30 protein-coding genes are annotated in these 26,506 nt (G+C 71.0%); 19 read left to right on the top strand and 11 right to left on the bottom strand.

Features of this window, described 5'->3' with window-relative positions; genetic code table 11:
* Positions 1-82: 82 nt before the first annotated feature.
* Positions 83-1,786 (bottom strand): 3-ketosteroid-delta-1-dehydrogenase, encoded by a 1,704-nt coding sequence (locus tag LPA41_RS33545; RefSeq protein ID WP_229075144.1) that lies wholly within the window; start codon positions 1,784-1,786, stop codon positions 83-85.
* A 184-nt stretch (positions 1,787-1,970) separates the two neighbouring features.
* On the opposite strand from LPA41_RS33545, the gene LPA41_RS33540 reads away from it, so the two are divergent.
* On the top strand, positions 1,971-2,336 hold the full coding sequence (locus LPA41_RS33540; RefSeq protein WP_229075143.1) for a hypothetical protein: 366 nt from the start codon (positions 1,971-1,973) through the stop codon (positions 2,334-2,336).
* Positions 2,337-2,467: 131 nt separating this feature from the next.
* Here LPA41_RS33540 and LPA41_RS33535 read toward each other — a convergent pair whose 3' ends face one another.
* Entirely contained in the window at positions 2,468-2,869 is a 402-nt protein-coding gene (locus LPA41_RS33535) for a cupin domain-containing protein (RefSeq protein ID WP_229075142.1), read from the bottom strand.
* 73 nt (positions 2,870-2,942) lie between these two features.
* On the bottom strand, positions 2,943-3,977 hold the full coding sequence (locus tag LPA41_RS33530; RefSeq protein WP_229075141.1) for an alcohol dehydrogenase catalytic domain-containing protein: 1,035 nt from the start codon (positions 3,975-3,977) through the stop codon (positions 2,943-2,945).
* A gap of 135 nt (positions 3,978-4,112) precedes the next feature.
* On the opposite strand from LPA41_RS33530, the gene LPA41_RS33525 reads away from it, so the two are divergent.
* The 3 genes from LPA41_RS33525 to LPA41_RS33515 all read left to right on the top strand — a co-directional run bounded on the left by LPA41_RS33525 (position 4,113) and on the right by LPA41_RS33515 (position 5,567).
* The gene (locus tag LPA41_RS33525; protein ID WP_229075140.1) at positions 4,113-4,418 is read left to right on the top strand and encodes a hypothetical protein; all 306 of its coding nucleotides are present in this window, start codon (positions 4,113-4,115) and stop codon (positions 4,416-4,418) included.
* A gap of 314 nt (positions 4,419-4,732) precedes the next feature.
* Complete coding sequence (locus LPA41_RS33520) at positions 4,733-4,951, top strand: hypothetical protein (protein WP_229075139.1); 219 nt, start codon at positions 4,733-4,735, stop codon at positions 4,949-4,951.
* A 364-nt stretch (positions 4,952-5,315) separates the two neighbouring features.
* Positions 5,316-5,567 (top strand): hypothetical protein, encoded by a 252-nt coding sequence (locus tag LPA41_RS33515; protein WP_229075138.1) that lies wholly within the window; start codon positions 5,316-5,318, stop codon positions 5,565-5,567.
* Between the two features lie 2 nt (positions 5,568-5,569).
* Here LPA41_RS33515 and LPA41_RS33510 read toward each other — a convergent pair whose 3' ends face one another.
* Positions 5,570-6,028 carry an NUDIX domain-containing protein gene (locus tag LPA41_RS33510; protein WP_229075137.1) on the bottom strand — a complete coding sequence of 153 codons (459 nt, stop codon included), beginning with the start codon at positions 6,026-6,028 and terminating at the stop codon, positions 5,570-5,572.
* 74 nt (positions 6,029-6,102) lie between these two features.
* Between LPA41_RS33510 and LPA41_RS33505 the strand changes: the two genes are divergently transcribed.
* The 6 genes from LPA41_RS33505 (at position 6,103) to LPA41_RS33480 (ending at position 10,642) form a co-directional block, all read left to right on the top strand.
* Complete coding sequence (locus LPA41_RS33505) at positions 6,103-6,483, top strand: Mth938-like domain-containing protein (protein ID WP_229075136.1); 381 nt, start codon at positions 6,103-6,105, stop codon at positions 6,481-6,483.
* Between the two features lie 96 nt (positions 6,484-6,579).
* Positions 6,580-7,020, top strand: a complete 441-nt coding sequence (locus LPA41_RS33500; protein ID WP_229075135.1) for a hypothetical protein — start codon at positions 6,580-6,582, stop codon at positions 7,018-7,020.
* 2 nt (positions 7,021-7,022) lie between these two features.
* Positions 7,023-7,922, top strand: coding sequence for a S41 family peptidase (locus tag LPA41_RS33495; protein ID WP_229075134.1), 900 nt, complete (start codon positions 7,023-7,025; stop codon positions 7,920-7,922).
* A 60-nt stretch (positions 7,923-7,982) separates the two neighbouring features.
* Positions 7,983-8,399, top strand: coding sequence for a hypothetical protein (locus tag LPA41_RS33490; protein WP_229075133.1), 417 nt, complete (start codon positions 7,983-7,985; stop codon positions 8,397-8,399).
* On the top strand, positions 8,380-9,792 hold the full coding sequence (locus LPA41_RS33485) for a caspase family protein (RefSeq protein WP_229075132.1): 1,413 nt from the start codon (positions 8,380-8,382) through the stop codon (positions 9,790-9,792). Before LPA41_RS33490 ends, LPA41_RS33485 begins: the two co-directional genes overlap by 20 nt.
* Before the next feature lie 61 nt (positions 9,793-9,853).
* Positions 9,854-10,642, top strand: coding sequence for a maleylpyruvate isomerase N-terminal domain-containing protein (locus LPA41_RS33480; protein ID WP_229075131.1), 789 nt, complete (start codon positions 9,854-9,856; stop codon positions 10,640-10,642).
* Positions 10,643-10,702: 60 nt separating this feature from the next.
* Here the strand turns inward: LPA41_RS33480 and LPA41_RS33475 are convergent, their stop codons facing one another.
* From LPA41_RS33475 to LPA41_RS33465, 3 genes are all read right to left on the bottom strand, one after another.
* Entirely contained in the window at positions 10,703-11,503 is an 801-nt protein-coding gene (locus LPA41_RS33475; RefSeq protein WP_229075130.1) for an ATP-binding protein, read from the bottom strand.
* A 364-nt stretch (positions 11,504-11,867) separates the two neighbouring features.
* Positions 11,868-12,851: an aldo/keto reductase gene (locus LPA41_RS33470; RefSeq protein ID WP_229075129.1), complete on the bottom strand. Its 984-nt coding sequence runs from the start codon at positions 12,849-12,851 to the stop codon at positions 11,868-11,870.
* Positions 12,852-13,101: 250 nt separating this feature from the next.
* Positions 13,102-13,476 carry a hypothetical protein gene (locus LPA41_RS33465; RefSeq protein WP_229075128.1) on the bottom strand — a complete coding sequence of 125 codons (375 nt, stop codon included), beginning with the start codon at positions 13,474-13,476 and terminating at the stop codon, positions 13,102-13,104.
* Between the two features lie 174 nt (positions 13,477-13,650).
* Here LPA41_RS33465 and LPA41_RS33460 point away from each other — a divergent pair, with 174 nt between their 5' ends.
* From LPA41_RS33460 to LPA41_RS33450, 3 genes are read left to right on the top strand one after another with little or no spacing between them, the layout of a single operon-like run.
* The gene (locus LPA41_RS33460; protein WP_229075127.1) at positions 13,651-14,319 is read left to right on the top strand and encodes a response regulator transcription factor; all 669 of its coding nucleotides are present in this window, start codon (positions 13,651-13,653) and stop codon (positions 14,317-14,319) included.
* Positions 14,316-16,067, top strand: coding sequence for a histidine kinase (locus LPA41_RS33455; RefSeq protein ID WP_229075126.1), 1,752 nt, complete (start codon positions 14,316-14,318; stop codon positions 16,065-16,067). The genes LPA41_RS33460 and LPA41_RS33455 overlap by 4 nt, the downstream gene beginning before the upstream one ends.
* Complete coding sequence (locus LPA41_RS33450; protein WP_229075125.1) at positions 16,064-16,459, top strand: hypothetical protein; 396 nt, start codon at positions 16,064-16,066, stop codon at positions 16,457-16,459. Before LPA41_RS33455 ends, LPA41_RS33450 begins: the two co-directional genes overlap by 4 nt.
* Here LPA41_RS33450 and LPA41_RS33445 read toward each other — a convergent pair.
* Complete coding sequence (locus LPA41_RS33445; RefSeq protein ID WP_229075124.1) at positions 16,348-17,850, bottom strand: MFS transporter; 1,503 nt, start codon at positions 17,848-17,850, stop codon at positions 16,348-16,350. The genes LPA41_RS33450 and LPA41_RS33445 overlap by 112 nt on opposite strands.
* 217 nt (positions 17,851-18,067) lie before the next feature.
* Between LPA41_RS33445 and nhaA the strand changes: the two genes are divergently transcribed.
* From nhaA to LPA41_RS33415, 6 genes are all read left to right on the top strand, one after another.
* Positions 18,068-19,384: a Na+/H+ antiporter NhaA gene (gene nhaA / locus LPA41_RS33440; protein ID WP_229075123.1), complete on the top strand. Its 1,317-nt coding sequence runs from the start codon at positions 18,068-18,070 to the stop codon at positions 19,382-19,384.
* Positions 19,385-19,491: 107 nt separating this feature from the next.
* Complete coding sequence (locus LPA41_RS33435; protein ID WP_229075122.1) at positions 19,492-20,382, top strand: ABC transporter ATP-binding protein; 891 nt, start codon at positions 19,492-19,494, stop codon at positions 20,380-20,382.
* Complete coding sequence (locus tag LPA41_RS33430; protein ID WP_229075121.1) at positions 20,379-21,977, top strand: ABC transporter permease; 1,599 nt, start codon at positions 20,379-20,381, stop codon at positions 21,975-21,977. Before LPA41_RS33435 ends, LPA41_RS33430 begins: the two co-directional genes overlap by 4 nt.
* A 99-nt stretch (positions 21,978-22,076) precedes the next feature.
* Positions 22,077-22,442 (top strand): DUF1330 domain-containing protein, encoded by a 366-nt coding sequence (locus LPA41_RS33425; RefSeq protein WP_229075120.1) that lies wholly within the window; start codon positions 22,077-22,079, stop codon positions 22,440-22,442.
* 102 nt (positions 22,443-22,544) lie between these two features.
* On the top strand, positions 22,545-22,934 hold the full coding sequence (locus LPA41_RS33420) for an STAS domain-containing protein (protein WP_229075119.1): 390 nt from the start codon (positions 22,545-22,547) through the stop codon (positions 22,932-22,934).
* 83 nt (positions 22,935-23,017) lie between these two features.
* A complete protein-coding gene (locus tag LPA41_RS33415) occupies positions 23,018-24,634 on the top strand; it encodes a BCCT family transporter (protein ID WP_229075118.1) in 1,617 nt (538 codons plus the stop codon).
* Between the two features lie 64 nt (positions 24,635-24,698).
* Here LPA41_RS33415 and LPA41_RS33410 read toward each other — a convergent pair whose 3' ends face one another.
* From LPA41_RS33410 to LPA41_RS33400, 3 genes are all read right to left on the bottom strand, one after another.
* Positions 24,699-25,046 carry a hypothetical protein gene (locus tag LPA41_RS33410; protein ID WP_229075117.1) on the bottom strand — a complete coding sequence of 116 codons (348 nt, stop codon included), beginning with the start codon at positions 25,044-25,046 and terminating at the stop codon, positions 24,699-24,701.
* A 150-nt stretch (positions 25,047-25,196) separates the two neighbouring features.
* A complete protein-coding gene (locus LPA41_RS33405) occupies positions 25,197-25,949 on the bottom strand; it encodes a permease prefix domain 1-containing protein (protein WP_255690928.1) in 753 nt (250 codons plus the stop codon).
* A 40-nt stretch (positions 25,950-25,989) separates the two neighbouring features.
* A complete protein-coding gene (locus LPA41_RS33400) occupies positions 25,990-26,322 on the bottom strand; it encodes a PadR family transcriptional regulator (RefSeq protein WP_255690956.1) in 333 nt (110 codons plus the stop codon).
* Positions 26,323-26,506 lie beyond the last annotated feature (184 nt).

Raw genomic sequence — 26,506 nt, 5'->3', positions numbered from 1 at the left:
GCCGTAACGCGGCGTACGGATCCTGCGGTCGCTGCGGTCCCGGTGTTCCGGGCCGGTCGGGACAGTCCCGGTTGAGGCGGGGTCACGCCGCCGGGGCCAGCTTCCCGGCGGCGTGCCGGGCGGCGATGTAGCCGAAGACGAGGCCCTGCCCGATGGTGGCGCCGGCGCCGGGGTAGGACGCGCCGTAGGCGTTGGCGGCGGTGTTGCCGATCGCGTACAGGCCGTCGATCGCCGTGCCGTCGGCCCGGAGCGCGCGGCCGTACTCGTCGGCCCGGACACCGCCGCAGGTGCCCAGATCACTCAGGACGACCTGCACGGCGTAGAGCCGGCCCCGCAACGGCCGCAGGTTCGGGTTCGGCGTCATGGTGGGGTCGCCGTAGTAGCGGTCGTAGGCGCTGGCGCCCCGCCCGAAGTCCTCGTCGTGGCCGGTGGCGGCCAGATCGTTGAACCGGTGCAGGCTTTCCGTGACAGCACTCTCGGGCAGGCCCGCCGCCCGGGCGAGGCGTCGCGGATCGGCGGCCTGGTGCGCGATGCCCGCGGCGTACCAGGAGCGGGGCAGCGGCATGCGGGGGAAGACGGTGCCAGCCAGCACGTAGCTGTCCCGGTAGCGCTTGTCGAAGACCAGCCACATCGAACCGACCGGGTCGCCGGCCTTCTCGCGGGCCAGGACCCGCTGGCCGAAGGTCATGTAGTCGGTGGATTCGTTGAGGAACCGGCGGCCGTGCCGGTCGAGCATGAGGGAACCGGGCAGGGACCGTTCGGCGAGCAGCACCTGCGGGGCGCCGCCGGCGAGGGGTGCGACCGCCGGGAACCACCAGGCCTGGTCCATCAGGGCGGTGCCGGCGCCGGCCCGCTGGGCGATGCGGATGGCGTCGCCGGTGTTGCCGTCGGCGCCGAGGCTCCAGCGTTCCCGCAGGGCCGGGGACTGGTGACGGTGCCGGGCCTCGATGTCGTGGTCGAAGCCGCCGGCGGCGAGGACGACCCCGCGGCGCGCGGTGACGGTCACGGTGCGGCCGTGCTGTTCGACGACGGCGCCGGTGACCTTGCCGTCCTCGGTCACCAGGTCGACGAGCGCCGTCTCGGTCCAGACCGGGATGCGGGCGCGCAGCACACCGGCGTACAGGCCGGCGGCCAGTGCTTGACCTCCGGCGACGTACCGTCGGCCGAGCGCGAGGCCACCGATGCCCTGGGCCATCCGGCGGGCGATCTTCGGCAGGGCTGTGCCGGGTACGCGCGCCATCAGGTTCATCCACCGGTAGTCGGCGCCGGTGACCGGCATCGGCACGGGCGCCGACAGCATGGCGGGCCGCAGCCGGGCGCGTTCGGCACCGAGCAGCGACAGGTCGAAGGGACGGCATTCGCAGCTGCGCCCGGCAGCGCTGCCGCCGGGCCGTTCGGGGTGGTAGTCGGCGTAGTCGCGGGCCCAGGTGAAGCGCATCGGGGTGGTGCGGCGCAGCAACTCGACGGCCGCCGGGCCGTGTGCCAGGGCGTTGCGCCACCGCTCGGCCGGTGCGGTCTCGCCGACCACCGAGTCCAGGTAGGTTGCGGCCCGGTCGATGCTGTCGACGGCGCCCGCGGCGAGCAGTTCCGGGTTGGCCGGGATCCAGAACGCGCCGCCGGACCGGGCGGTCGATCCACCGACGTAGGCGGTCTTCTCGACGATCAGGGCGTCGAGACCCTGCTCGTGGGCGGCCAGGGCGGCGGCCATGCCGGTTCCGGAACCGATGATCAGCAGGTCGACGGTGGTGTTCGCGGCCGGTGTCACGGGCAGGGTGGGCGGAGCCATGCGATTCACCTCGGCGGATGCGGGAACGCGGCCGGCCGGCCGGCGAGATCACGCTAGCGCGTGCCAGGCGCTCGGGCAGCCCTGCGACCTCGCGGCGACGGCCGGCTTCGGGCTCAACAGCACCCCCGGAACGGGGGATCATAGCGACGGTTACGCTAGGTCATCAGCAAACCGAGGAATGTGGTTGCAGATGGTCAATGCACAGGAGTTCGCCCGGCGGCTCAGCACACTCGGAGCCAAGGAGTTCACCCTCGACGACGTAATCGATCTGGCGACCGACGCCGATATCCGCATCAGCCCCGACCTGGAGATCGGCGAGCCCGTGGCGCAGCGCCTGCTGGACCGCCTCTCCCCGGCAGTGCCGATCACCGGGGCGCAGATCGTGGCGTCGCAGTGGCCTCCGCCGGTGTCGGACCGCCCGGCGGCGCCGCCGGCGGTGTTCTCCAGCCCCGGCCCCGTGAACGCCCCGGCCGAGCAGCGGGGCCGCAGCCGCGGTTCGGGGCAGTCCCGTCCCGGGCGGCGACCCGACTCCCGGCGAAGCGGCCGGTGAACCGGGCGGTCGCTCCGGGTGGGACGGCGGCAGCACCCACCGCGGCCACGCTGCCGAGCCGGTCCCTTCCCGCACGGAAGGCCTGAACGGCAGGGGTACGGGCGCGGCCCCGCCCGTACGCCAGGCGTGTCTCAGGCGGTGGGGTACTCGTCGATGACGTGCTCGGCCCATTCGGTTTCCGGGCCCTGCTGGCCGTCGGCGAGGCTTTCCCACATCGCCAGGTGGGTCATGAAGTTGTTCGGGGCGGCGCCGTGCCAGTGCCATTCGCCCGGCGGGGTGTAGACGGTGTCGCCGGGACGAATCTCGACGATCTCGCCGCCGCGGGACTGCACGAGGCCGATGCCTTCGGTGACGTGCAGGGTCTGGCCGTTGGCGTGCCGGTGCCAGGCGGTGTGCGCGCCGGGCGAGAAGCGCACGACGTTGACGCGGAGCTGCGAGGGCGGCTCCCCGGCGGCGATGACGTCGAACCAGACGTCGCCGGTGAACATCTGCGCCGGGCCCTTGGTGCTCGGCTGCTTCTTCTGAACGTGCACGGGTGTCTCCTGGAGTGTCCTTGTCGTGCGGGTGATGCGCTGCACCCGTAAGTCCGCGAGGTGCTGTGACAGGTCAGAACCGGATCAGGACCTTGAGGGCCTCGCGGTCGTCCATCGCCTGGTAGCCGGCCGGCGCTTCCTCGATGCCGATGGTCTGGTCGAAGACCTTGCCGGGCTCGACCTCGCCGTCGAGCACGTCCGGCATCAGTTCCTCGATGTAGTGGCGTACCGGGGCCGGTCCGCCGGTCAGGGTGAGGTTGCGGCCGAACAGGTTCCAGCCGATGTCACCGTCGGTGTACTGCGGCACACCGACCCGGCTGATCACGCCGCCGACGCGGGCCACACCCAGGGCCTGCTCGTACGCGGGCATGTGCCCGACGCATTCCAGGACGGTGTGGGTGCCGTCGCCGCCGGTCAGCTCGCGGACCTTCGCGATGCCCTCCTGGCCGCGCTCGGCGACGACGTCGGTGGCGCCGAATTCGACGCCCAGGTCGGTGCGGACCTTGTGCCGGCCCATCAGGATGATCCGTTCGGCGCCCAGGCGCTTGGCCGACAGCACCGCGAGCAGGCCGACCGCGCCGTCACCGATCACGGTGACCGTGGTCCGCGCGTTGACGCCGGCGCGCACGGCGGCGTGGTGACCGGTGGCGAACACGTCCGACAGGGTCAGCAGCGACGGCAGCAGCGCCGAATCGGCCGCGACCGGAATCTTGACGAGGGTGCCGTCGGCCTGCGGAACGCGTACCGCCTCCGCCTGCCCGCCGCCGATCCCGCCGCCCGCCCAGAAACCGCCGTGCCGGCACGAGGTCTGGAAGCCTTCGCGACAGAAGTCGCAGGTGTTGTCCTGCCACGCGAAGGGCGCCACCACCAGGTCACCCGGCTTGACCGTACGCACGTCCTGGCCGGCCTCCTCGACCACGCCGAGGAACTCGTGGCCCATCGGCGTGCCGTTCTCGTCCGCCGGCATCGAGTGGTACGGGTGCAGGTCACTGCCGCAGATGCACGCCTGCACGACGCGCACCACCGCGTCGGTGCGCTCCTGCAGCTTCGGATCGGGCACGTCGATCACGCGCACGTCGCCGGCACCGTACATGTAAGTCGCACGCATCAGAGAGGATCCTTTTCCTGGAGAACTGAAGCCGATATCCAGCTAAACAGGCAGATCAGCCGCGTGGGAGTCTCTGCCGAACCAGGTACCGCCAGTACCTCCCAGCCCGGCCGCGCCGGACGTAGCGTCGAAGGCATGGACCTCGTTCGCGCCACTCTTCGAGAACACGACCGGCACTCCGAACCTGGCCCGGTTCGGTCTTCCTCAGCCCGGTCTCGTAAGAGCCTCTACCGCGACTGGGAGCAGCTGGCCGAGGACGTCGTCGCGCTGCTGCGGGGCGACGCCGGCCGCGACCCGTATAACAGCGATCTTTCCGCCCTGATCGGGGAGCTCACCACCCGCAGCGACCATTTCCGCACATGGTGGGCGGCGCACAACGTGCGCCCGCACCGCACTGGCGTCAAGAACCTGCACCATCTGGTGGTCGGCGACCCCACCTGACGACGAGATCGGCACCGTCGCCGCGTTCCTGATGGGCCGCGACGGCTCCTTCATCACCGGCTCCGACCTGCTCATCGACGGCGGCGTCATCGCCTCCATCGCCGCCAGCCGCTTCCAGGTGCAGGTGGGCTGACCGCTCCCGGCCCTGCGCCTTACCGTTCCCTGCCCCGCCCGGCGACGTTGGTGTCCGTGCAGAACGCCGACGCCGCCGAGGGCGACGTTGGTGTCGGTGCAGGACGCCGACGCCGCCGAGGGCGACCCGACAACGAGAAGGAGCCAGCGATGCGCAAGAACCACAACAAGGTGACCCGCCGGTGAGCCGTTGGAGAACCGCGACCGGCCTGGCCGCGTTTGTGATCACTGCCGCGGCCGCCGCCACCGCCGTCGCCGGTGTCCCGGTGCCGCCGGGCGACGCCGCCGGGACCGCCGGGCTGGGCGAGGTCGTCATCGTGATCGGCGGCGACACACCCGCGACCGGATACGGGCTGACGGCCTGGGACTGCCCGGAACTCGCCGGCGGCTACCACTCCTGAGCCCCGTCACACAAGCGGACGGCGCCTTCCAGTTTCTCGTAGGGTGATGGGCATGAGCTCGTCACCGGCCCCGCGCCCCTCCAGCGGTGCCGGGCTCCGGCAGCGGAGGGGGCGGCGTGGTGTTGCTTGCCCTCGGCGCGGTTGCGGTCCCTGGGCAGAGGGCTGCGGTCGGCTGCGGCGGGTCCGCGTGGCGTTTGTTGATCTGCTAGCGGTGCGAAATCGCGGTTTTGACCCCATGATCACAGCGATTTCGTAGCGCTAGCAGATCAACATCTCGACAGGGCGGCACGTCCGGCGCCACTGGGGCCGGAACCGGGGGAACGGGCAGCAGCGCAGCGGGGCCAGGATCTTCCAGGTCTTGAGGGTGGCGTCGCTCGCTCACCGCGTGCGCGGATCTTCGCGTGAGTCTGTTGACCTCTTCTCCCGGCATGGCGGCTTCGGCCGGAGGCGACGCCGCCTGAACGGCGCGCACGCTGCCTCGGGCACCCTGATAGCCCGAGGCAAGAGTCTGACAGCGTCCTCGACAATCAAGATCTGCGACTTCGCCGACAGTAATGTGATCGAGATTCCGGAGCCGCTGTTCGACGCCTTCCCGGACGGCCGCCACTGGTACTGAGTTCAGTGAGCCCTTTCATCCTGCGTGGCGGTTGGCTTCGACGTGGTGCGAACGATGCCATCTGCTCCACTCCAGAGAGCGTCCCGCATCGCCGTAGCCACGGGTTCGTGGGCAAGCGGAGGCAAGTCCTCCGGCCGGAACCAGCGGATCTCGTCATGTTCATCGGGAGCGGCGTTTGTCGGTGTTCCCTCCCACTCGTCGACGATCCAGGCGCTGAGGCGCACGGATTCCCTTTCCTGACCGATCTTCAATCGGCACAGGCGGATCGCCGAGCCTGTTGCTACTCGCACGCCCAGTTCCTCATGCATCTCTCTGGCGAGCGCAGCCAGTTCTGTCTCGCCTGCCTCGATGTGCCCGCCGGGCAGATCCCACACGTCCGGGTAGACACGACGAGCCGGGCTTCGGTGGACGAGCAGCACTCGGCCGTCGCGAACCAACGCCGCGGTGACGATCTCAGGCATGGGCGGGATTGTGGCATGGCCAACCGGCCGACAATGTCTGCGAGAAGCACTGTCGTTCCGGAGATGAGGAAGCCGTGCCCACCGAAGCATCCCGTTCGCCGCTCATTCTGTCGATTTCCTGGGGTCGCATGGAGATCGAGGGCCTTGCCGCAGGCAAAGACTTCACACTCCACCCCGGCGGTGGCCGCCCATGGGACTGGTCCGAAACAGGGACCCAGCACAGTCCCGGCATCCAGCCCGGCGACGTCGAGGAGATCCTGGCCCACGGCGCCACGACCGTCGTGCTCTCCCGTGGCATGCAGCGGCAACTTCAGGTCGACCCACGCACGCACGATCTGCTGAACGAGCGTGGAATCACCGTCCACGAAGCCGAAACCACCGAGGCAGTGAAGATCTACAACGACCTCGCCGCCAATGGTGTCGCCGTCGCGGGCCTGTTCCACTCGACCTGCTGATCGCAAGCAAACCCCCGCCGGCCCACGGCAGCCGGCAGAGGTGAGCGCAGGGGCCACCCTGATCCGTCAGGATCACCGTGCCGGAACAATGCCTTTGTGGATGTCGCTGAACTGCTCGCCCGGGCCGTCGAACAGGTGCCGGCCACTGCCGTCGGCGAGGCGGGCGTGACCGCCACTGACGTGCGCGAATATCTGGAGATCAACGAATTGGAGGTCGCCCTCCAGTTCCTTGCCGACCTGTACGACGGATGGCGCCCGACAACTCAGTGGTGGGACTTGCTCATCGCGGCCGCCGACCTCATGTGGCTCGCCGATATCGCCACCTGGTGCCGGTGGGGGCGTTGGGAGAGCATGCACGGGATCGTCCGTGCCGAGGTGCGGCTGATTCCGCCGTCCGAGGGCGGCCGGACGACCGCCATCCCCGGTCAGGGCGTTCTGCGCCCGCTCTGGGACATCGGCCGGCGCACCGCGGCGGGGGCTCTGCCGAGGGCAGAGCCGCAAACGGTGACGACGGCCCGGTCGCCCCCTACCGTTTGATCATGGCGATCGACAAGCACGCCGGTGTCACCGCGTTCACCCATCACCTGACCGGCTGGCTGCGCCGGCTCATGCCGCCCGGCCCGCGTCTCGACCGGCTCACCGCCGATCTGGAGGCCAGCTTCGCCGACCGGCCGGAACCGCTCACCGCGGCCCGTTGCCGTGCCGTCGAGGCCCGCGCGCAACGGCACACCCGCCACCTCGAACTGCATTTCGACGCCGGCGCGACGGCAGAGCCGGACACCCGGTCGCACGGCTGGCCCGCGGTCGATCCGGAGCAGGTGCGGGCCAGGGCGGCCGGGGTCCGCGAGGTGCGACGCCTGCCGGACGGCACCTTCGCGCTGACCCTGGACACCCTCGATCCGGTCCAGTACGCCGGTCCGTACCTGCAGGCCGCCTTCGCCCTGGCCCGCGGTGCCGGCCGGCTGGTGGTGGACCTTCGCGGCAACGGGGGTGGCGACCCGGGAACCCTGGCGCTGGTCGCCGAGCATCTGCTGGGGGACGACGCGCAGGCACTGTCCGAGGTGATCTACCGGGATCGGCGCCGCCAGTGGTGGACCCGGGCACGCCCGGCCGGCTCGGCGCTGACCCAGGACCTGGTCGTACTGGTCAGCTCGCACACCTACTCCTCGGCGGAAGCCCTGGCCTATCACCTGCAGGCACGCGGCCGGGCCGTAATCGTCGGCGAGACCACCCGGGGCGCCGCCGACCATGTCACCCCGGTACGGCTGACCGGCCAGGTCGTCGGACTACTACCGGAGGCCACCGTGATCGACGCCGTCACCGGCACGAACTGGGAGGGCTCCGGCGTGCGCCCCGACGTCGCGTGCGCGGCGGAGAAGGCCTGGGATGTGGCGCTCGCCCTGCCGGTACGTGATCGGACGCCCGCGACGGGCCGTTGAGCTGGCGTCTGATCGCATCAACGTCCGGATCACTCGGACGGTGGTTGCAGGGTGGCTGGTGTGTTGCGAGAATTCGGCAGTCGTCAGGATTGCGAGGCGCAGGTGGCTGACCGACCAGATCTTGTCGTGCAAGTCCGCTCAGAAGAGGGTGACAACCAACGTGACCTGCTGTTACTGACCGGGCAGTTGCGCGCCGCACTGCTCGATCTCGACCTGGACGATGTCGAGTCTCGCACCGGTGGCGAGGGACCCGCGGGCAGTAAGGGTGCCGGCCTTGTCGAATCGCTGGTTGTCAAGCTCGGCGTGGTCGCCGTGACGGCCGCGCTCGGCAAGATCCGGGATTGGGCCGGCCGCAGCGGCCGCAGCGTCAAGATCAGCATCGATGGCGACAGCATTGAGCTGACCGGGGTCACCACCGCTCAGCAACAGCAGCTGCTCGACATCTGGCTCGCCCGGCATGCTCCGGCCGGCTCCTGACCTACCTGCGGGACCGCGGTACGCCCTTGTCCTGGCCACCACCACCTACGCGGACCCCGACCTGAGGCCGTTACGCGCGCCCGCTCAGGATTGCGCCGACATGACCGCGATCCTGGGCGACCCGAGGATCGGCGGGTTCGAAGTCACCACTGTGCTGGACAAGCCGCACTACGAGATCATGCAGTCACTCGGCGAATTCCTGGCTGAGCGCAAACCCCGGGACACGATCCTGTTCTACCTGTCCGGTCATGGCGTACTCAGCAAGCGGGGCGACCTGTTCTTCGCAGCCCGGGACACCAACCTCAGTCGCCTCAGCTACACCGCCGTCGACGCGGCGTGGCTGCGGGACCGCCTCGACGAATGCGATGCCGCGCGACAAATCCTGATCTTGGACTGCTGCCATGGCGGATCATTCCCGGGTGCCAAGGCCGGCACCGACCTGGAGTTGGAACGCCGACTTGTGGGTGGAGGTCGCGGCCGTGACCTGCTGGCATCCTCCCGGGCCAGTGAGCTTTCCTATGAGCATGTGCATGCGGACAAGCTGAACCTTGTCCGATCGGTCTTTACCGCAGCCCTGGTCAGCGGCATCCGCAACGGTGCGGCCGACGCGGACAACGACGGCCTTATCACCGTCGAGGACGCATTCAACCACGCTGAGGAAATGCTGAGGGCAGCCGGCGCCGTACAAAACCCGCAGTACTCCCGGAACCGAACGGAGGGAAAGCTCTATCTCGCACTCAACCCGCACGGCATTCGTGTCACGCCGGCGCGCTTCTCGGAAGATCTTCGGTCCGCACTGGGTAGCGGCTATCGCGAGCTCCGGCTCGGCGGCGTACGGGTTCTCGGTGGCCTGCTCACCTCGAAGAACTCCGACGAGGCCCTGATCGCCCGTGTCCAACTCCAAGAGGTGGTCAGCATGGACCAGGACTGGGAGGTGGCCGGCACCGCCCGCTCTTTTCTCGACACCTCGGAGCCCGCAGATTCGACCACCGCGTACCCGAACGCCGAGCCTGTCCAGGCCGGTGCGATTCACGGCGTTGGCATCACCGTGATCGTCACCGACTTGGCCCGCTCGATCTCGTTCTACCGGGACAGGCTGGGCTTCTACGAGGTGGACGTCGGCGCGAACAGCAGCGTGCTGGTCTCCGGCGACACCCGTCTGATCCTGCGGGTGACCCCCAGCCCTTCCGCCGAGACCGAGCGCCTGATCTATCTCAATCTGGAGGTGGGCGACATCGAGACGGCCTACCTCGAGCTGGTGTCGAAGGGCGTTCGATTCGTGCACGGCCCCCGGCCGGTGAACCGTGGGGAACGCCTCGAACTTTGGTCCGCCACCTTTCTCGATCCTGACGACCACCACATCGCCATCTCCCAATGGCGAGCCCTCCGCTGACGCAGGTCCCAGCCGCTGGATGCCCGCTGCGGGTCTCGTCGATTTGAGTAGGCTCGTCGGCATGACCACCCTTGCCGGCCGCACGATCGCGGCCCTGCGCAGCGAGCACGACACCCTCGCCAGCCTGGTCCCCGCCCTCTCCCCCGAGCAGCTCACCGGCCCGTCCGGCGCCAGCGAATGGACCGTCGCCGACGTCCTGTCCCACCTGGGCAGCGGCGCGGAGATCACGCTCGCCGGGCTCCGGGCGGGACTGGGTGAGGCACAAGCGCCCGGCCCGGACTTCAACCAGGGCGTCTGGGATCGGTGGAACGCGCTGAGCCCGCCGAACCAGGCCGCCGGCTCGGTGGAGTCGGACACCGCGCTCGTCACGGCCCTCGAAGCGGTGCCGGAGCAGCGCCACGACGACCTTGCGTTGCCCGTCGGGTTCCTGCCGGAGCCGCTGTCGCTGGCGTCGTTCGCCGCCATGCGGCTGAGCGAGGTGGCGCCGCACGTCTGGGACGTCCGCGTCGGCGTCGACCCGGCAGCCGTACTCACCGAACCGTCCGTCTCCCTGCTGGCCGAGCACCTCAGCGGCGGGCTCGGCTTCCTGCTCGGTTTCGTCGGCAAGCCCGCCGCGGCACGCGAGCACGCCGTGATCGAGATCAGCAAGACGCCGTACCGGATCGTGCTGGATGACAAGGTCCGGCTCACCACTGACGACCTGCCGGCGACCGCGTCCTTCGGCGGACCGCTGGAGTCGGCGATCCGGTTGCTCTACGGCCGGCTCACCCCGCGGCACACCCCGGCCGGGGTGGAGGTCACCGGCAACATCACGCTCGACGAGCTGCGCGCCGTCTTCCCCGGCTTCTGAGATCAGCGCTTCCCCGGCTTCTGCGGTCGGCGCCGGGCGAGGGGACCGCGAGAAGCGCCGTCACCGCAGCCGCCGGCCGGAACGGACGGTGGCCCAGACGATTTTGCCGCCGGTGACGGCGCGGGCGCCCCAGGCGCGCGCGGCCTGATGGACGATGCGCAGGCCCAGGCCGCGGTCGTCGAGCACGCTTCCCGTGTGGGGTGCCAGCTCGCGCAGGTACGGCATGCGCGGATCGTCGTCGCGAACCGCCAGGTAGAGGCCGGTGCCGCGCCGCGCCACCATGACGGTGATGTCGGCACCGGCGTTCTCGATGGCATTGGTGACCAACTCGGACAACACCGCGCGGGCCGACATCAGCAGCGGGCTCAGACGCCACGCCGAACAGGCCTGCCCGACCAGGTCCCGGGCGACGCTCGCGGAGGTCAGCACCGGGGGCAGCGTCACCGTCAACTGGTCGGTCAGCGGCTTGTTCGAGGCCAGCGCCGCCCGGGCCTCGGGCATGCCGGCGAACAGCGGCAGGTACTGCGTGGCGCCGACCTTGTGCAGCCGCTCGGCCAGGACCGAGGTCGGCGGAACGCACAACGCCAGTCGCACCGGCGGCTGCGGCATGCCGGCGGCCCGGTGCGCGGCGAGCCACATCGGCACGCTGGCGCCGTCGGCATCGCGCATGTCCCACACGTCGATCACCATGGTGGCCGGCTGCTCCGCCAGACATTTGTAGACGCCGGTCCGGATGTCGGCGGCCAGCGAGCGCGTCCACAGGCCACGCACCGTCAGTTCCATCGAGTCGCTGGCGATGTCGCTGGTCGCCGTCACTGAAGCCCGGGCGGAGCCGTCGTTGAACAGGTACGGGGATTCCATGCTGAGGACCGCCTTCCGGACCCGACCACTCGCGGTCGAGCCGTGACAGGAGCATGCCCTCGTACCTTACGGCACGTCAGCGAACTTTGATGGAAGCTCGTCGATGGCAACCGGGCCATCGGCGAACGCCCCTCCTTGCGGCATGTGACTACGCTTCCGGCGACTGGCTACTCCGCCGGCGACCAGGGAGTCGACATGATCGACACCGAGACTGCCACGAGAAGCGCACACCGCCCTCTTCGAGCCGTCCGCCAGACACAGCGACACCACCAGCTCCTGACGGGTGCGTGGGTGGTGGATCGGCAGGTGACGGATCTCCGGCGTACCGGGCCGATCCACTCGAAGCGGACCGGCCCGGGACGGCTCAGCGCTCGATCATCCGCATCTGGGCGTCGGTGTGGTGGCCGCCCTCGGCGGGCGGCAGGGCGGTCAGGGCCACGACCTGCTCGGGCGTCAGCCGTACGGCGTCGGCGGCGACGTTCTCCGCCACCCGGCTGACCCGCTTGGTGCCGGGGATCGGCACGATGTCGTCGCCCTGCGCCAGCAACCAGGCCAGCGCCACCTGAGCCGCCGTGACGCCGGCCTTCTCGGCGATCTGCTGCACCTGGTCGGCGATGCGCAGGTTGCGCCGGAAATTGTCGCCGGTGAAGCGCGGGTGGCCCTTGCGGAAGTCGCTGTCGTCGAGATTTTCCACGTCGGCGGGGGTGCGCAGGGCGCCGGTGAGGAAGCCCCGGCCCAGCGGCGAGTAGGCGACCAGGCCGATGCCGAGCTCCCGCAGCACCGGGAGGATCTCCTCCTGGTCGCGGGTCCACAGCGAGTACTCCGACTGCAGCGCGGTCACCGGATGCACGGCGTGGGCGCGGCGGACCGTGTCGATCCAGGCCTCGGACAGCCCGACATACCGGATCTTGCCCTCGGTCACCAGTTCCGCGAGGACGCCCATGGTCTCCTCGATCGGGGTGTCCGGGTCGACGCGGTGCTGGTAGTACAGGTCGATGCGGTCGGTGCCGAGCCGCTTCAGGGAACCGTCGACCGCCGTACGAATGCTGTCCGGGCTGCTGTCGGGTTTGCCCGCGCCCCGCCCGGTGTGCGAGATCAGGCCGAACTTGGTGGCGAGAACCACCTGGTCACGGCGGCCCTTAAGCGCCGCGCCGACCAGTTCCTCGTTGATGTACGGGCCGTAGACCTCGGCGGTGTCGATCAGGGTGACGCCGAGGTCGATCGCCCGGTGGATGGTGCGGATCGATTCGGCGTCGTCGCTGCCGGCGCCGCTGTAGCCGTGCGACATGCCCATCGCACCCAGGCCGATGCGGGACACTTCGAGTTCGCCGAGCTTGGTGGTACGCATCGCATTCCTCCGCGTCGTTGCTGCCCGTCAGGGACGACCCCGCTTCCAGGCGGGAAGCGGGGCACGATGATTCAGGCTCCCGGACCGAGGTACCCGCGTTCCTGCTCGGCTACCGGATTGCGGGCCAGTGCTGCGGTCTTCAGGCCGGGGTGAAGGCCCGCGCTGGGAGGGCCGCCAGGTTGCGTCGGCTCGTGCCGGCACCACCGGCCCCGGCACGCACGCCGTCACCGCCCGTCCGGGCACGGGTGGATCAATCGCTGATCAGAACCGGTCGGCGGGACGGGGCCAACATCATCGCCACCGACGCGATGGTGAGGGCCACGGCGACGGCGACGACCATCTGCAGGGCCGCGGGCACGTCGACGAAGAACGCCGGCAGGGCGGTGATCACCGAGATGATGCGGGCGCCGGCGGCGATGCGGACGGCACCGCGCCGGCCGGTACGCCAGGCGACCACCACCGCGGCGACGGTGATCAGGCCCAGCAGGCAGTCGATCAGCAGGATGGCGAACGGCGGGCCGTCCTGGGAGTTCTCCGGCACCAGGGTGAACGGCCCGGTCACGTCGATGAGGCCGAGCAGAAGAGCGATGACCAGTCCGGCCTTGTTGAGCTTGGTGAGCTGCATCGTGATCCTCCCGGATCGCCGCGGGCGCCGCTTGCCCGGCGCCGTTACCCCCGAGCCTGCTGGCCGCGAGCCGCACCCGGATCGGTCGGCCTGCCCGCGCCGGCGGGAAGTTTCCCGGTCCCACCCGGGAACGTATTCCTGGTCTGCCGGCCCGGCCAGCCCCATCATGGACGGATGACGCCGCCCGATCGGCCGATCACGGTCGTCCTCGTCGACGACCACCCGGTGGTGCGCGGTGGCCTGCGAGCGCTCATCGAGTCGTTCGGCGGGTTCACCGTGGTCGGTGAGGCGGCCGACGGTGAGCAGGCGGTCCGCGAGGTGCAGCTGAGCCGGCCGGACGTGGTCGTGATGGACGTGATGATGCCGCACGTGGACGGTGTGGAGGCGACCCGCCGCATCGTCCGGGCCTGCCCCGCCACCGCCGTTCTGGTGCTGTCCATGGCCGAGGAGGACGACGTCGTGTTCGGGGCGATGCAGGCCGGCGCCCGTGGCTACCTGCTCAAAGGCGCCGCGCAGGAGGAGATCGAGCGGGCACTGCGCGCCGTGGTCGCCGGGGAGGCGATCTTCGGGCCGGGCATCGCGAGCCGGGTGCTGGGCGTGTTCGGGCGCGACCCCGCGGAGCGTGCCGATCCGTTCCCCGGCCTGACCGCGCGCGAACGTGACGTGCTCGAACTCGTGGCGCAGGGCCGGCGCAACGCCGTCATCGCGGACGCACTGGGCATGGCACCCAAGACGGTCGCCAACCACCTGTCGTCGATCTTCGGCAAGCTTCAGGTCACCGACCGGTCGGCGGCGATCGTGCGCGCCCGCGACGGTGGCCTGGGGCGGGGACGCCCTGGATGAGTGCCTGGCTGGCTTTCGGTGCGGCCGCCCTCATCCTGGCCACTGCGGCGTCGGCGCTGCTGGTGAGGCACCGCGGCCCCGTACACCTGCTGGTTCTGCTCCTTGCCGCCGCTGCCTGCGCCATCGTCGCGGTGACGCTGCGTCTCACCCTGGGTCCGGGCGCCCTTCCGGAACGGCTGTGGCTGCTGAGTGTGCTCGTGCTGCTGCCCACGGCGCTGGTGCTCTACCCCGACGACCGCCCGCCCGCCGGGCTCGGCTGGGCGGCACCGGCGGTCGTGGCCGCCGCCGGTGGGGTGGCCGTGCTGGACGCGGGCCGCTGGACCGCCGGGGACCTCAGTGTGTTCGTGGCCTACCTGCTCGTGCTGGCGGTGCAGTGGTGGCGCTACGAGCACAGTGACGCGGCCGTCCGCCGGGCGCTGCAGTGGCTGTCCCTCGGTGCGGTGCCCGGCCCGGTGCTGGCCGTCCTCGCGAGTTTCGCCCTGCCGCAGCAACCCGCGGCCGTCCTGCACCTGGCCGCCTGGGCCGTGCTGGTGGCCTGCCTCTACCTCGGCCTGAGCGCTCCCGCGGTCCGCGACGTGCGGGCGATGGCGCTGTCGATCGCCGTGCACGCGATCACCACGCTGCTCGTGGTGAGCGTCTTCGCCGGAATCGTCGCGGCCGTCGAAGTGATCGCCGGCGGACCTGTCGACTTCTCCCCCGGCGCGCTCGGCCTGGTCGCCGCCGCCTGCGCGATCGGCTACGCCCCGTTCGCCAGGCTGTTCCGCCAGGTCCTCGAACTGCTGCTGTTCGGCGCCCGCAGCGACCCCATTCGGGCCGCCTCCCAGGTGGGCGAACGCCTCGGCGAAGACCCGGTGCCGGCACTGCGGGCGCTGCGCGAGGCGCTGGTGCTGCCGTACGCGGCCCTGCTCGACGACGCCGGCCACCCGATCGCGGTCAGCGGCCGGCCCGGCGAGTCGGTGGTCCGCCGGGCGCTCACCCCCGGGCACCTGGAGATCGGTCTGCGCCCCGGCCAGCTCACCCTGCTGCGCGGCGACGACCAGGTGATCGCGGTGCTGGCCCCGGCCCTCGCCCAGCTCATGCAGGCCCGCGAACTGCGCGCCGCCCTGCAGACCTCGCGCGCCGCCGTCGTCGCCGCCGTCGAGGAGGAACGCCGCCGGCTGCGCCGCGACCTGCACGACGGCCTGGGCCCCCGGCTGACGGGTCTCGCCTACGCCTCGGACGCGGCCCGCAACATCCTGCACCGCGACCCGGAACGGGCCGCGGAACTGCTGGCAGGCGTACGCGCGGAGGCCGGCGAAGCCATCGTCGAGGTGCGCCGGCTGGTGGAAGGCCTGCGCCCGCCCAGCCTCGACCAGGTGGGCCTGGAACAGACCATCCGCCAGCACGCCCGCCACGTGCTCGGTGCCGACGGCCGCCCGATGACCGTGGACGTGCACGTCACCGGCCCCCTGCCCGGCCTGGGCGCCGCCGTCGAGGTCACCGCCTACCGCATCGTGGTGGAGGCGCTGACCAACGCCGCCCGGCACTCCGCCGGCCGCCACGCCGACGTGGTCCTGCGCCTGGACGGCGCGGCGGCGCTGACGATCGAGGTGCGCGACGACGGTGAGACCGGAAAGGCCTGGATCCCGGGGTACGGGCTGACCTCGATGCGGGAACGCGCGGAAATGCTCGGCGGCACCCTGACCGCGGACGCCGGCCTGGTCCTCGCCCGTCTGCCCCTGTCCCCGACTGGAGAGCTACGGACGTGAACGCATTCACCGGTATCGGCGCGGTGTCCGCTCTGCACCTCGAGATGCTCGCCCCGCTGCTCGCCGATCCGCGGTACGTGCCGGACTTCCTGACACCACCGCCGGACGGGACGGGCACCAGGTTCGCCGACGAGCTGGCCCGGGTCCGCGGCACCCCGGAAGCAGACGTACGCGCGCACCTGGACCTGCTCGGTGCAGGCACACCGCTGCCGGCGGCCTTGCTGCGCCTGTACGAGGACCCGGAGCGCCACCTGGGCCGGCTGGCCGTCGGGAGAGGCATTCACCCGGCGTGGTTGCCGGCCTCGGCGGACGAGCGTTGCCGGTGGCGGGTGTTGACGCCGACGGCGGTGATCGCGGCCGCGACCACCAGCAGTGCGGCGGCGGCGAGGTAGGCGGTGGTGTAGCCGTGGCTCAGTGCCTGCTGCGCGCGGGCTACGAGGTCGTCGTCGCCGCCGGCCCGGGCGGTGTGCAGCGCTGTGGCGGCGCCGGGGAGCTGGGTGGCGGCAGCCGTGGCGGAGACGGTGGTCAGGACGGCCAGGCCGATGGCGGCCCCGATCTGCTGGGCGGTGTTCATCAGCGCGGAGGCCACGCCGGTCTCGCGCGGGTCGACGTCGTGCACGACGGTGAGGGTCATCGGCACGAACGCCAAGCCCAGGCCCGCGGACGTGAGGAACAGCGGCACAAGGAGATCGGTCCAGTAGCCGGCGTCGACCGGCAGGGCGGACAGCCAGAACATGCCGGCGGCGGCGAGAAGCAGTCCGGGAACGGCGATCGCCCGAGGTGGCAGCTTCTCGGCGAGCTTGGACGCCACGCCGGAGGCCAGGATGATGCCGAGGCCGAACGGCAGCGCGGCGACGCCCGCCCGCAACGGGCCGAGTTGCAGGACCTGCTGCATGAACAGGGTGGCGAGGTAGAAGGTCCCCATCAGGCCGCCGCCGATGAACAGCACGGTGAGGTACGCGCTGGAGCGGTTGCGGTCGGCCAGCAGCCGCAGCGGGAGCAGCGGATCACGGCTGCGCGCCTGCCGGACCACGAACAGGACCAGGGTGGCGACGGCCGCACCGAAGGCGGTCAGCGTGATCGAGTCGGTCCAGCCGTGCTCGCCCGCGCGGGTGAAACCGTAGGCCAGCGCGGTGAACCCGGCGGTACCGGTGACCGCGCCCAGGGTGTCGAGGCGGCCGGTGTGCCGCTCACCCGCCACCAGGATCCGGGTGCCGGCGAGGACGGCGAGTCCGATCGGAATGTTGATCAGCAGGACCCACCGCCAGCTCAGTGCACCGGTCAGCAGTCCGCCGAGCAGGACACCACCGGTGATACCGAGCGCGGACATGGCGCCGTACACGGCCATCGCCCTGTTGCGGGCCCGGCCCGCCGGGAAGGTGGTGGCGATCAGCGCGAGCGCGTTCGGGGCGACGAGCGCCGCGCCGAGGCCCTGGACGCCGCGGGCGGCGATCAGCAGCTCACTGCTGGGCGCGAGCCCACCGGCCAGCGACGCGGCGGTGAAGACGACCAGGCCGAGGCGCAGCACCCGGATCCGGCCGTAGAGGTCGCCCACCCGTCCGCCGAACAACAGCAGGCCGCCGAACGCGAGCACGTAGGCGTTGATCACCCATGGCAGTGCCGACTCCGACATGTCGAACTGCGCCTGGATGCTCGGCAGAGCCACGTTCGCGACGGTGTCGTCCAGGACCATCATCAGCTGCGCTGTCGCGATCACGAGCAGAGCCAGGCCGAGGCGGCCGTCAGCTCGCGGTGGAGCGGTCATCGGTGCGGTGCGGGACATGGCTGATTCCTCAATCGTCGACGGCTCGGCTCATATACCCCCCAGGGGTATCTGGGAAACAGGCTACCTGACGTGGTTATTTCCCTGACGTGATTTCGCACCCGCCGGCTTCGGGCCGATCGGAAAGCGCACCGGCATGCTGAGATAGGGTGGATCCCGGTGCGCCGGGAAGTCTGGTCGGCAAGTGGCTGACCCGACCCCGAAAGCGAGCACCCTCGTGAGCGACACCTCCCGCACGTCCCTGTTCCGGCGCGGCTCGTGGCCCGAAGCCCGCCGCATCGGCGAGATCCTGCGGCAGGAGACGATCGGCGGGGCACTGCTGCTGGCCGCCGCGGTGGTGGCGCTGATCTGGGCGAACTCGCCGTGGGCGCCGGCCTACGAGGCGTTGCGGGAGTTCAAGATAGGCCCGGCGGCCTGGCATCTCGACCTGAGCCTGGCGACGTGGGCTGCGGACGGTCTGCTGGCCATCTTCTTCTTCGTCGCCGGCCTGGAACTCAAGCGCGAATTCGTCGCCGGGGACCTGCGTGACCCGCGGCGGGCCGCGGTGCCGGTCGCCGCCGCCGTGGGCGGCGTGATCGTCCCGGCGCTGATCTATGCGGCGTTCACCTGGAACGCCGGTGAGGGCGCGCTGCGCGGCTGGGCGATCCCGACCGCGACCGACATCGCGTTCGCGCTGGCAGTGCTGGCGGTCGTGGGGCGGCATCTGCCGGCCGGGTTGCGGACGTTCCTGCTCACCCTCGCCGTCGTCGACGACCTGCTCGCCATTGCCATCATCGCGGTGTTCTACACCGCTCAGCTGTCGGTGCTGCCGTTGCTGGCCATGCTGCTGCCGCTGGCCGCTTTCGGCATGCTCGTGCAGCGGCGGGTCCGCTCGTGGTGGCTGCTGCTGCCGCTGGCCGCCGCGACGTGGGTACTGATGCACGAGTCGGGGGTGCACGCCACCGTCGCCGGGGTGCTGCTGGCGTTCACCGTGCCGGTGGTGCGCAGCGACGCCGCGGGCGGCCCGGACGCGGGCCCGGGTCTGGCGGAGCACTTCGAGCACCGGTTCCGGCCGCTGTCGTCCGGGTTCGCCGTGCCGGTGTTCGCGCTGCTGTCCGCCGGGGTGACCATCGGCGGGCTCAGCGGGCTCGGCGCGTCGCTCACCGACTCGGTCGCTCTCGGCATCATGGCCGGCCTGGTGATCGGCAAGACCATCGGTATCACCGCGGCGACGTGGCTGGTGGCCCGGTTCACCCGCGCCAACCTCGACGAGGGACTGAGCTGGGCCGACGTGATCGGCCTGGCCATGCTCGGCGGGCTCGGGTTCACCGTCTCCCTGCTCATCGGCGAGCTGGCGTTCGGCACCGGCACCCCCCGCGAGGACCACGTCAAGGTCGCCGTCCTGGCCGGGTCGCTGGCCGCCGCGCTGCTGGCCGCCGTCGTGCTGCGGGCCCGCAACCGGGTGTACCGGCGCCTCCATGCCGCCGAGAACGTCGACGCCGACCGCGACGGCATCCCCGACGTGTACGAGGCCGAGGACACGCGGGAACACTGAGCGTGGACAGCTTCCGCGCGGGGCCGCGCGGGAGTACGGTCAGGGCAGGTGCGCCGGGAAGTCTGGTCGGCAGGTCATGTCGTGCTGTCGACCTCGCGGAGGCTCCGATGGGCATCACCGCCCTGCGCACCGAAAACCTGTCCAAGCGGTACGGGCGGCTGCTCGCCGTCGACGACCTCACTCTCGACGTCGCCGCCGGCGAGGTGTTCGGTTTCCTCGGCCCCAACGGCGCCGGGAAATCAACCACGATCCGTATGCTGCTGGGCCTGGCCCGACCCACCACCGGCCAGGCCTGGATCTTCGACACCGACGCCGCCGACGTGGCCGTCGCGCACCGCCGGTTGGCCCACGTGCCGGCGGACGTGGCGCTGTGGCCGCGGATGACCGGCGCCGAGATCCTCGATCTGCTCGGGCGTGTCGGTCCCGGCGTCGACGCCGCCTACCGCGACGAGCTCGTCGAACGGTTCGCTCTCGACGTCAGCAAGCCGGCCGGCACCTACTCCACCGGTAACCGGCAGAAGATCGCCCTGGTCGCGGCATTTTCCACCCGGGCGCCGCTGCTGGTCCTCGACGAGCCGACCAGCGGCCTCGACCCGCTGATGGAACGGGAGTTCCGGCACGCCGTCGGTGCCGCCCGCGACAACGGGCAGACGGTGTTCCTCAGCTCCCACCAGCTCGCCGAGGTCGAGGCCGTGTGCGACCGGGTCGCCATTCTCCGCGCCGGGAAGCTGGTCGAGGTGGCCTCCGTCGCGGCCCTGCGCCGGCTGCACCGCACCGAGGTCTCGGCCACGTTCACCGGCACACCACCGGACCTCGGCGGTGTGCCCGGCATCGACGACCTGCACCGGGACGGCCCGGTGGGCGTGCGGTTCACCCTCGACGGCTCCCCCGCGGCGGCGCTGCACGCTCTCGCCGATGCCGAGGTGGCGACGATCGCCGTCCGCGAGCCCAGCCTGGAAGAGATCTTCCTCGCCTACTACGGCCAGGACGCCCGATGAGCACCGCCACCCTGCCGTCGCGGCCGCCCGGCCCGGCCCTGGCCGCCCTCGCCCTCCGCCAGATCCGCCGCGGCGCGGTGAGCGTCACCGCCGGCTGTGCCGGCATGTCCGCGCTCGTCGTGACCATGTACCACGACCAGGCGCTGGACCCGGCCGCTCTCGAGGCGCTGGCGCGCAACCCGGCGATCCGTACCCTGTTCGGTGAGCCCGTCGCGCTCGACGACCCGGGCGGGTTCACCGTGTGGCGCACCGGCGCCATCCTCGCTGTCCTCCTCGCCGTGTGGTCGAGTCTGGCCGCCACCAGAATCCTCCGCGGCGAGGAGGACGCCGGACGCTGGCACCTGCTGCTGTCCGGTCGCACCACCCTGACCGGCGCCGTCCGCGCCCACCTCGGTGTTCTCGCCGCGGTACCGCTCGCCGCCGGCGCCGCCGTCGCGGCCGCCATGATCGCCGCCGGCGCGAGCGCCGGCGGGTCGCTGCTGCACGGTGCCGGCCTGGCAGCCGCCGGGTTCTTCTTCGTCGCCGTCGGCGGACTCACCGCGCAACTGTTCCCCAGCCGGTCCGCCGCCAACGGCGCCGCGGCCGCCGTCATGGTCCTCGGCCTGCTCACCCGGATGGTCGGCGACGGCCTCACCGAACTGGCCTGGCTGCGGTGGCTGTCGCCGTTCGGACTGGTCGCGCTCACCCGCCCGTTCGGCGCCGACCGTTGGCTGCCGCTCGGAGTGCTCGCGGTCGCCGCGCTGCTGCTGCTGGCCCTCACCGCCTGGCTCGCCGCCCGCCGCGACGTCGGCGGCGCGATCATCGCGACCGCCGGTGGCCGACCGGCCCGCACCACGCTGCTCGGCTCGGTCACCGCGTTCGCGGTGCGGCGCACCCTGCGGCCCCTGGCCGGATGGGTGGCGGGTGTCGCGGCGTACTACCTGCTCATCGGCCTGGTCACCCGCTCGATGACGGATTTCCTCACGGCCAACCCGCAGTTCACCGAGATGGCCGCGCAGGCCGGTTTCACACTCGGCACCGTCGAGGGCTACGCCGCGACGCTGTTCGCGCTGCTCGCCATCCCGGCCGGGGTCTTCGTTGCCGCACGGCTGGCCGCCCTTGCCGCGGACGAGACCGCCCACCGGCTCGCCCTGCTGCTCGCCGCACCCGTGACCCGGACCCGGCTGCTGGCCGCCGAGGCGGCCACCGCGACCGGCGCCGCCCTGGTCCTGATCACCGTGGCCGGCGTCGCCCTCTGGGCGGGTTCGGCCGTCGCCGGGGCGGGCCTCACCCTCGGCGACGCCCTCGCCGGCGCCCTCAACGTCGTGCCGATCGTGCTGCTCTGCCTGGGCGCCGCTGTCCTGGCACTGGGCTGGATGCCCCGCATCGTCGCCGGGGTCGGCGCTCTCCCGGCGGCGGGCGGATTCCTGTGGCAGGTGGTCGCCGACAGCATCGACGCCCCCGCCTGGATCGGCGTGCTCTCCCCGTTCGCGCACCTGGCCGCGGTGCCGGCCAGCAGCCCCGGCTGGCGTGCGGCGATCGTCATGACCGGCGTCGCAGCGGCCGCCGCACTCGTCGGCGCCGTCGGATACCGGCGTCGCGACCTCCGCACCTGACGCGGAGGACAACGGCATCCGGTGTACGGGGCTGTTGCGCGCGACAGGCAACGCTGTGATCGTGGTCAATCAGTGACGCGCCAGAGAGGGAGAGTCGAGATGGCGATCGATCCCAGCGGTGAGGACCTGCGGAACTTCGTGCGGGACGACCCGGGCGGGCCGGTGGTGATGCTGAACCTGCTCAGATTCGCCCCGGACGGCCGCGAGTCGTACGACCGGTATGCGCGCGAGGTCGGCACCGTCTTCCTGCCGCGCTACGGGGGCGAGGTGCTCTACGCCGGCGACGGCGACACCGCGCTCGTCGCCGAGGACGGCCAGCAGTGGGACGCGGTGCTGCTGGTGCGGTACCCGAGCCGGGACGCGTTCAGCCGGATGGTCGCCGATCCCGAGTATCAGCAGTTCACCGAGCTTCGTACCGCCGCCTTGCGGGAAGCGGTGCTGCAGCCGACCCGGCCGTGGCGCTGACGGACCACGACGGCCGCTGTTCGCGCGGCGACCCGGGCATCTGGTCGGAGGTACCGTAAGGCCTGCTGTCACACGGTGACCGAGACGTGAGGAGCATGGCAGATGGCGGCTGCTGCGGCCGGGGACGGACGCCGGCGGACGGCGGACGGCGAGCACGTGTCGATGAGACTGGAGCCGTCCGCGGCGGTGGTGCACGTGCCCGGTGACATCGACCTCGACACGGCTGTGGAGTTGTGGGCCGTCCTGGAGACAGCCGCATCGGCTCGTCCGACCGTCGTCGTCGATCTCAGCGACGTGGGCGTGGTGGACTCCACCGGTGTCGGCGCACTGGTGCGGGGCCGCAACGCGACCCGACGGCGATCCGGTCAGCTCGTGCTCGCCGGGCCCTCACCTTTCCTGCTGAAGATCCTCGAAACGATGGGCCTGACACCGGAGTTCCCGGCGTTCCGCACAGTGGACGAGGCCGTCGCCGCCCCGCGAGGCAACACCTAGCCGGACGGCGCAAAGGCGGACGAAACTGTCCGATATCGTACGGATGCTGCAAGACTCAGCAAATGGTGAGCTCGGAACGAGGCATGACGGATCTCCGTGCCGATCGCACCGTCGTGGCCGTCGGCACCTGCGGCGTGCTGGCCATCGTGCTCTGGGCGGTGCTGGCGCCCGATGCGGTGGCACGGGCCGGCGATGCCGGGCTGCGCTGGACCATCGGGACGTTCGGCTGGTTCTTCGTGCTGGCCGCCGACGCGTTCCTGGTGCTCGCCGTGGTGATCGCGGCCGGGCGGTTCGGGCGGATCCGGCTCGGCGCCGACGACGACGAGCCGGAATTCACCACGCTCGCCTGGATCGCGATGATGTTCAGCGCCGGCATGGGTATCGGCCTGGTCTTCTACGCGGTCGCCGAGCCGATCCAGCACTACGCGTCACCGCCGCCGGCGTCCGGGGCCCTCGCCGGCACGGGACAGGCCGGGTCGGTGGCGATGCAGTACACGCTGTTCCACTGGACGTTGCACCCGTGGGCAATCTACGCGGTGGCCGGGTTGGCGCTGGCCTACTCGACGTTCCGCAAAGGGCGGGGCAACCGGCTCTCCGCCGCGTTCCGCCCGCTGCTGGGGCGTCGCGCCGACGGTGCGGCGGGAAAGGCGATCGACCTGCTCGCGATCTTCGCGACGGTGTTCGGGTCGGCGACGAGTCTCGGGCTGGGCGCGCTGCAGGTTTCGGCCGGCCTCGGCATCGTGGCCGGGGTGCCGGACACCCGTACCGTTGAATTGATCATCATCGCGGCACTTACCGCCGCGTTCGTGGTGTCGGCGTTCTCCGGCCTGGACCGGGGTGTGAAATGGCTGTCGACCATCAACATCTGCATGGCGATGCTGCTGATGGCTTTCGTGTTCGTGGTCGGGCCGACCGTCTACACGCTGGAGGTCCTGCCCGCCGCCGTCGGCGACTACCTGAACAGTCTGCTCGTCATGTCGACGCGCACCGGAGCGTTCTCGGACCCGGACTGGATGGGTGCCTGGACACTGTTCTACTGGGCGTGGTGGATCTCGTGGGCGCCGTTCGTCGGCACGTTCATCGCCCGGATCTCGCGCGGCCGGACCGTGCGGCAGTTCGTCGTCGGCGTGCTGCTGGTGCCCAGTGGCGCCAGCGCCGTCTGGTTCTCCGTCATGGGCGGCAGTGCGCTGCGCACCCAGGCCACCGGAACCACCGACCTGATCGCCGACGTACGCCAAGGCGCCGAACACGCCCTGTTCGGGTTGCTCGACGCCATGCCGCTGGCCGCGGTCACCACGACACTGGCCATGGTGCTGGTCGGGCTGTACTTCATCACCAGCGCCGACTCGGCGTCGCTGGTGCTGGCGTCGCTCTCCTCCGGCGGGGCGCTGCGCCCGCACCGGCTGCTGGTCGTCATGTGGGGCGTGCTGATGGGTGCCGTGGCGGGCGCGTTGCTGCTGGCCGGGGGCCTGCAGGCGCTGCAGCAGGCGACAATCGTGGTGGCGTTGCCGTTCGTCATCGTGATGCTGATCCTGGCCGCGTCACTCGTCCGCGAAATGGCCGCCGACCCGGCCGCCGGCGCCCGACCCCGGCGAGCCCGGCCACAGGGCCTCGGCGACGCGGTGCGCACCGTCTACCCCGAGCCGAAGGGCACGGACGGCCCGGCCCACCGAAGTTCCGCCCGATCCGCCGGAAGCTGATCCGCTCGCGGCCTGTTCATGAGGAAGTCTCGCGGCCTGCTCATGAGGAAGTACAGAATGCGTTTCACGATCGGCGGAAGGTGACCGAACCGGCCGCGAAGGTGAGCACGCCGGTGATGGCGCGAACCTCGAACCAGCCTCTCCCGTGCTCCCTGCCCTCGAACTCCACGCCGTAGAAGGTCTCCACCAGATCAGGCTCCCACGCCTGAACGAGTGGACCGTTCGCGTCGTCCTCATCCTGGCGGAAACTCAGCTCCGTCACGGCACCGAAGGTGAGCCTCGCAGGCTGTCCCTCGGCATCCCGGAAGCGAAGAATCAGCTCCACCGAGGGAAGGCAGGCGACCTCGATGGCCGTCAGGGTGGCCTCACCGTGGAGATCGACCACCTGTCCGTCCACCTCCATCTCGATCACCTCGATGCCTTCCGGCCAAGGTGCGAGGCCTCGAAAATCGACCACGCCGACTCTCCCTTTCGTCCCCGTCGTCGTCGCAGTCTGCCCCAGACCCGCAACCTCAAGTGAATATGAGCGGGTTCCAAGTCGTCCGGGGTCGGGTGCGGTGGTCTAACGATGACGGCGGACGTCGGCGGATTCACGAACACAGCGGATCACCGCGGCGCTGATCCCGGCGGCGAGAAGTCCAGCCATGAGGTAGCTCAGGGTCCACTCCTGGGCCTGCCAATGGAGTCCGGTGATGCCGTGAGCCATCAGCACCGGCGCGGCGAGACCGAACGCAACCGCGAGGCCGAGCCCGCGGATGCCCGGCGCCGGCGCCCATGCCGTCGTTCCCAGCACGGTGGTGCGCCGCAGGAGGAGCCACGCCGCCAGAAGGAGCACACCCGCCACTGCCACAAAGGGGTAGGCGTCTCGGTCTCCCCCTCCGATGACAATGTCGAGATTTCCACGATATTGAGTGAAGCAGTCGACCGAACGAGTCGACGGCACCCATGGGCGCCCGCACATGCCGGGCTGTGTTCCGAATCGGTCGGTAGCTGTCAGCAGCTTGGTCCATGGCCACCCGAGCAGCCAGGCCAATACACCATGACCGCCCCACCAGATCATGACGACCGCGGCGGCGAACCACGTTCCGGTAAGCAGGCGACGCAGTACGCCGGCCACATCCCGGGTAGCAGCCGGCACGTCTCGCACGACGGCGGTCACCGCGCCGAACCGGTCGACAGCCTCACGTTCGGCGACGTCGGTGTCGAGGCCACGGGCGCGCCCGTCGTCCACGGCAGCGAGCAGGTGGCTTTCCGCCTCGGCCAGCATCCGGCGTCCCAGCCGGCCCGGTGCCGGCGAGCCGATCGAACATCTCATTCGAGATACTGCTCCACCGGCCCGTCACCGGTCGGGGCCGTCATGCCGGGGCCTGCGCTGCGACCGGCCCGATCACGGCCTGCACGCTGTTGACGAAACTGCGCCACTCACTCTGCTTGGCCGCCCGGGCGGCCCGGCCGTCGGGGGTCAACTCGTAGACCCGCCTGCGTCGAGGCGCGACCTGCTCCCATCGGCTGACCACCAGGCCGGCCCGCTCCAACCGGTGCAGTGCTGGATAGACCGTGCCCTCCGGCACATCGAAGGCGCCGGTCGAGCGCTCCCGCAGGGCGGCGATCACGGCGTAGCCATGTGCACCTTCCGCATCCGCCAAGACGGCCAACAGCAGTAGATCAAGATGACCCCGGACATCCATACCTAGAGGATCTAGTACGGCAGCCGCCGTTCGTGAGGTGACCTCGGATCCCGCAGAAACGAGGACGGCCACCGCATGATCGTCTGTGCGTTGTGGACACAACATCAGACCTTGCGGTGGCCGAGAGCCACAGCGTAGAGCCTGCCCAGTGGCGACGAACCATCGACCTGGTGGTCGAGTCGTT

Source organism: Actinoplanes sp. DH11 (genome assembly GCF_020873875.1).
In the GTDB taxonomy this organism is placed as follows: Bacteria; Actinomycetota; Actinomycetes; order Mycobacteriales; family Micromonosporaceae; genus Actinoplanes.
This window is presented reverse-complemented; position numbering and strand designations above follow the sequence as displayed.

Bases quoted from the DNA above. Each gene is read 5' to 3' on its own strand.
- LPA41_RS33545 (WP_229075144.1), bottom strand. From the start codon at position 1,786: ATGGCTCCGCCCACCCTGCCCGTGACACCGGCCGCGAACACCACCGTC.
- LPA41_RS33530 (WP_229075141.1), bottom strand. From the start codon at position 3,977: ATGCGTGCGACTTACATGTACGGTGCCGGCGACGTGCGCGTGATCGAC.
- LPA41_RS33525 (WP_229075140.1), top strand. From the start codon at position 4,113: ATGGACCTCGTTCGCGCCACTCTTCGAGAACACGACCGGCACTCCGAA.
- LPA41_RS33510 (WP_229075137.1), bottom strand. From the start codon at position 6,028: ATGCCTGAGATCGTCACCGCGGCGTTGGTTCGCGACGGCCGAGTGCTG.
- LPA41_RS33495 (WP_229075134.1), top strand. From the start codon at position 7,023: ATGGCGATCGACAAGCACGCCGGTGTCACCGCGTTCACCCATCACCTG.
- LPA41_RS33485 (WP_229075132.1), top strand. From the start codon at position 8,380: ATGCTCCGGCCGGCTCCTGACCTACCTGCGGGACCGCGGTACGCCCTT.
- LPA41_RS33480 (WP_229075131.1), top strand. From the start codon at position 9,854: ATGACCACCCTTGCCGGCCGCACGATCGCGGCCCTGCGCAGCGAGCAC.
- LPA41_RS33475 (WP_229075130.1), bottom strand. From the start codon at position 11,503: ATGGAATCCCCGTACCTGTTCAACGACGGCTCCGCCCGGGCTTCAGTG.
- LPA41_RS33470 (WP_229075129.1), bottom strand. From the start codon at position 12,851: ATGCGTACCACCAAGCTCGGCGAACTCGAAGTGTCCCGCATCGGCCTG.
- LPA41_RS33465 (WP_229075128.1), bottom strand. From the start codon at position 13,476: ATGCAGCTCACCAAGCTCAACAAGGCCGGACTGGTCATCGCTCTTCTG.
- LPA41_RS33460 (WP_229075127.1), top strand. From the start codon at position 13,651: ATGACGCCGCCCGATCGGCCGATCACGGTCGTCCTCGTCGACGACCAC.
- LPA41_RS33455 (WP_229075126.1), top strand. From the start codon at position 14,316: ATGAGTGCCTGGCTGGCTTTCGGTGCGGCCGCCCTCATCCTGGCCACT.
- LPA41_RS33445 (WP_229075124.1), bottom strand. From the start codon at position 17,850: ATGTCCCGCACCGCACCGATGACCGCTCCACCGCGAGCTGACGGCCGC.
- LPA41_RS33435 (WP_229075122.1), top strand. From the start codon at position 19,492: ATGGGCATCACCGCCCTGCGCACCGAAAACCTGTCCAAGCGGTACGGG.
- LPA41_RS33430 (WP_229075121.1), top strand. From the start codon at position 20,379: ATGAGCACCGCCACCCTGCCGTCGCGGCCGCCCGGCCCGGCCCTGGCC.
- LPA41_RS33425 (WP_229075120.1), top strand. From the start codon at position 22,077: ATGGCGATCGATCCCAGCGGTGAGGACCTGCGGAACTTCGTGCGGGAC.
- LPA41_RS33420 (WP_229075119.1), top strand. From the start codon at position 22,545: ATGGCGGCTGCTGCGGCCGGGGACGGACGCCGGCGGACGGCGGACGGC.
- LPA41_RS33415 (WP_229075118.1), top strand. From the start codon at position 23,018: ATGACGGATCTCCGTGCCGATCGCACCGTCGTGGCCGTCGGCACCTGC.
- LPA41_RS33405 (WP_255690928.1), bottom strand. From the start codon at position 25,949: ATGAGATGTTCGATCGGCTCGCCGGCACCGGGCCGGCTGGGACGCCGG.
- LPA41_RS33400 (WP_255690956.1), bottom strand. From the start codon at position 26,322: ATGGATGTCCGGGGTCATCTTGATCTACTGCTGTTGGCCGTCTTGGCG.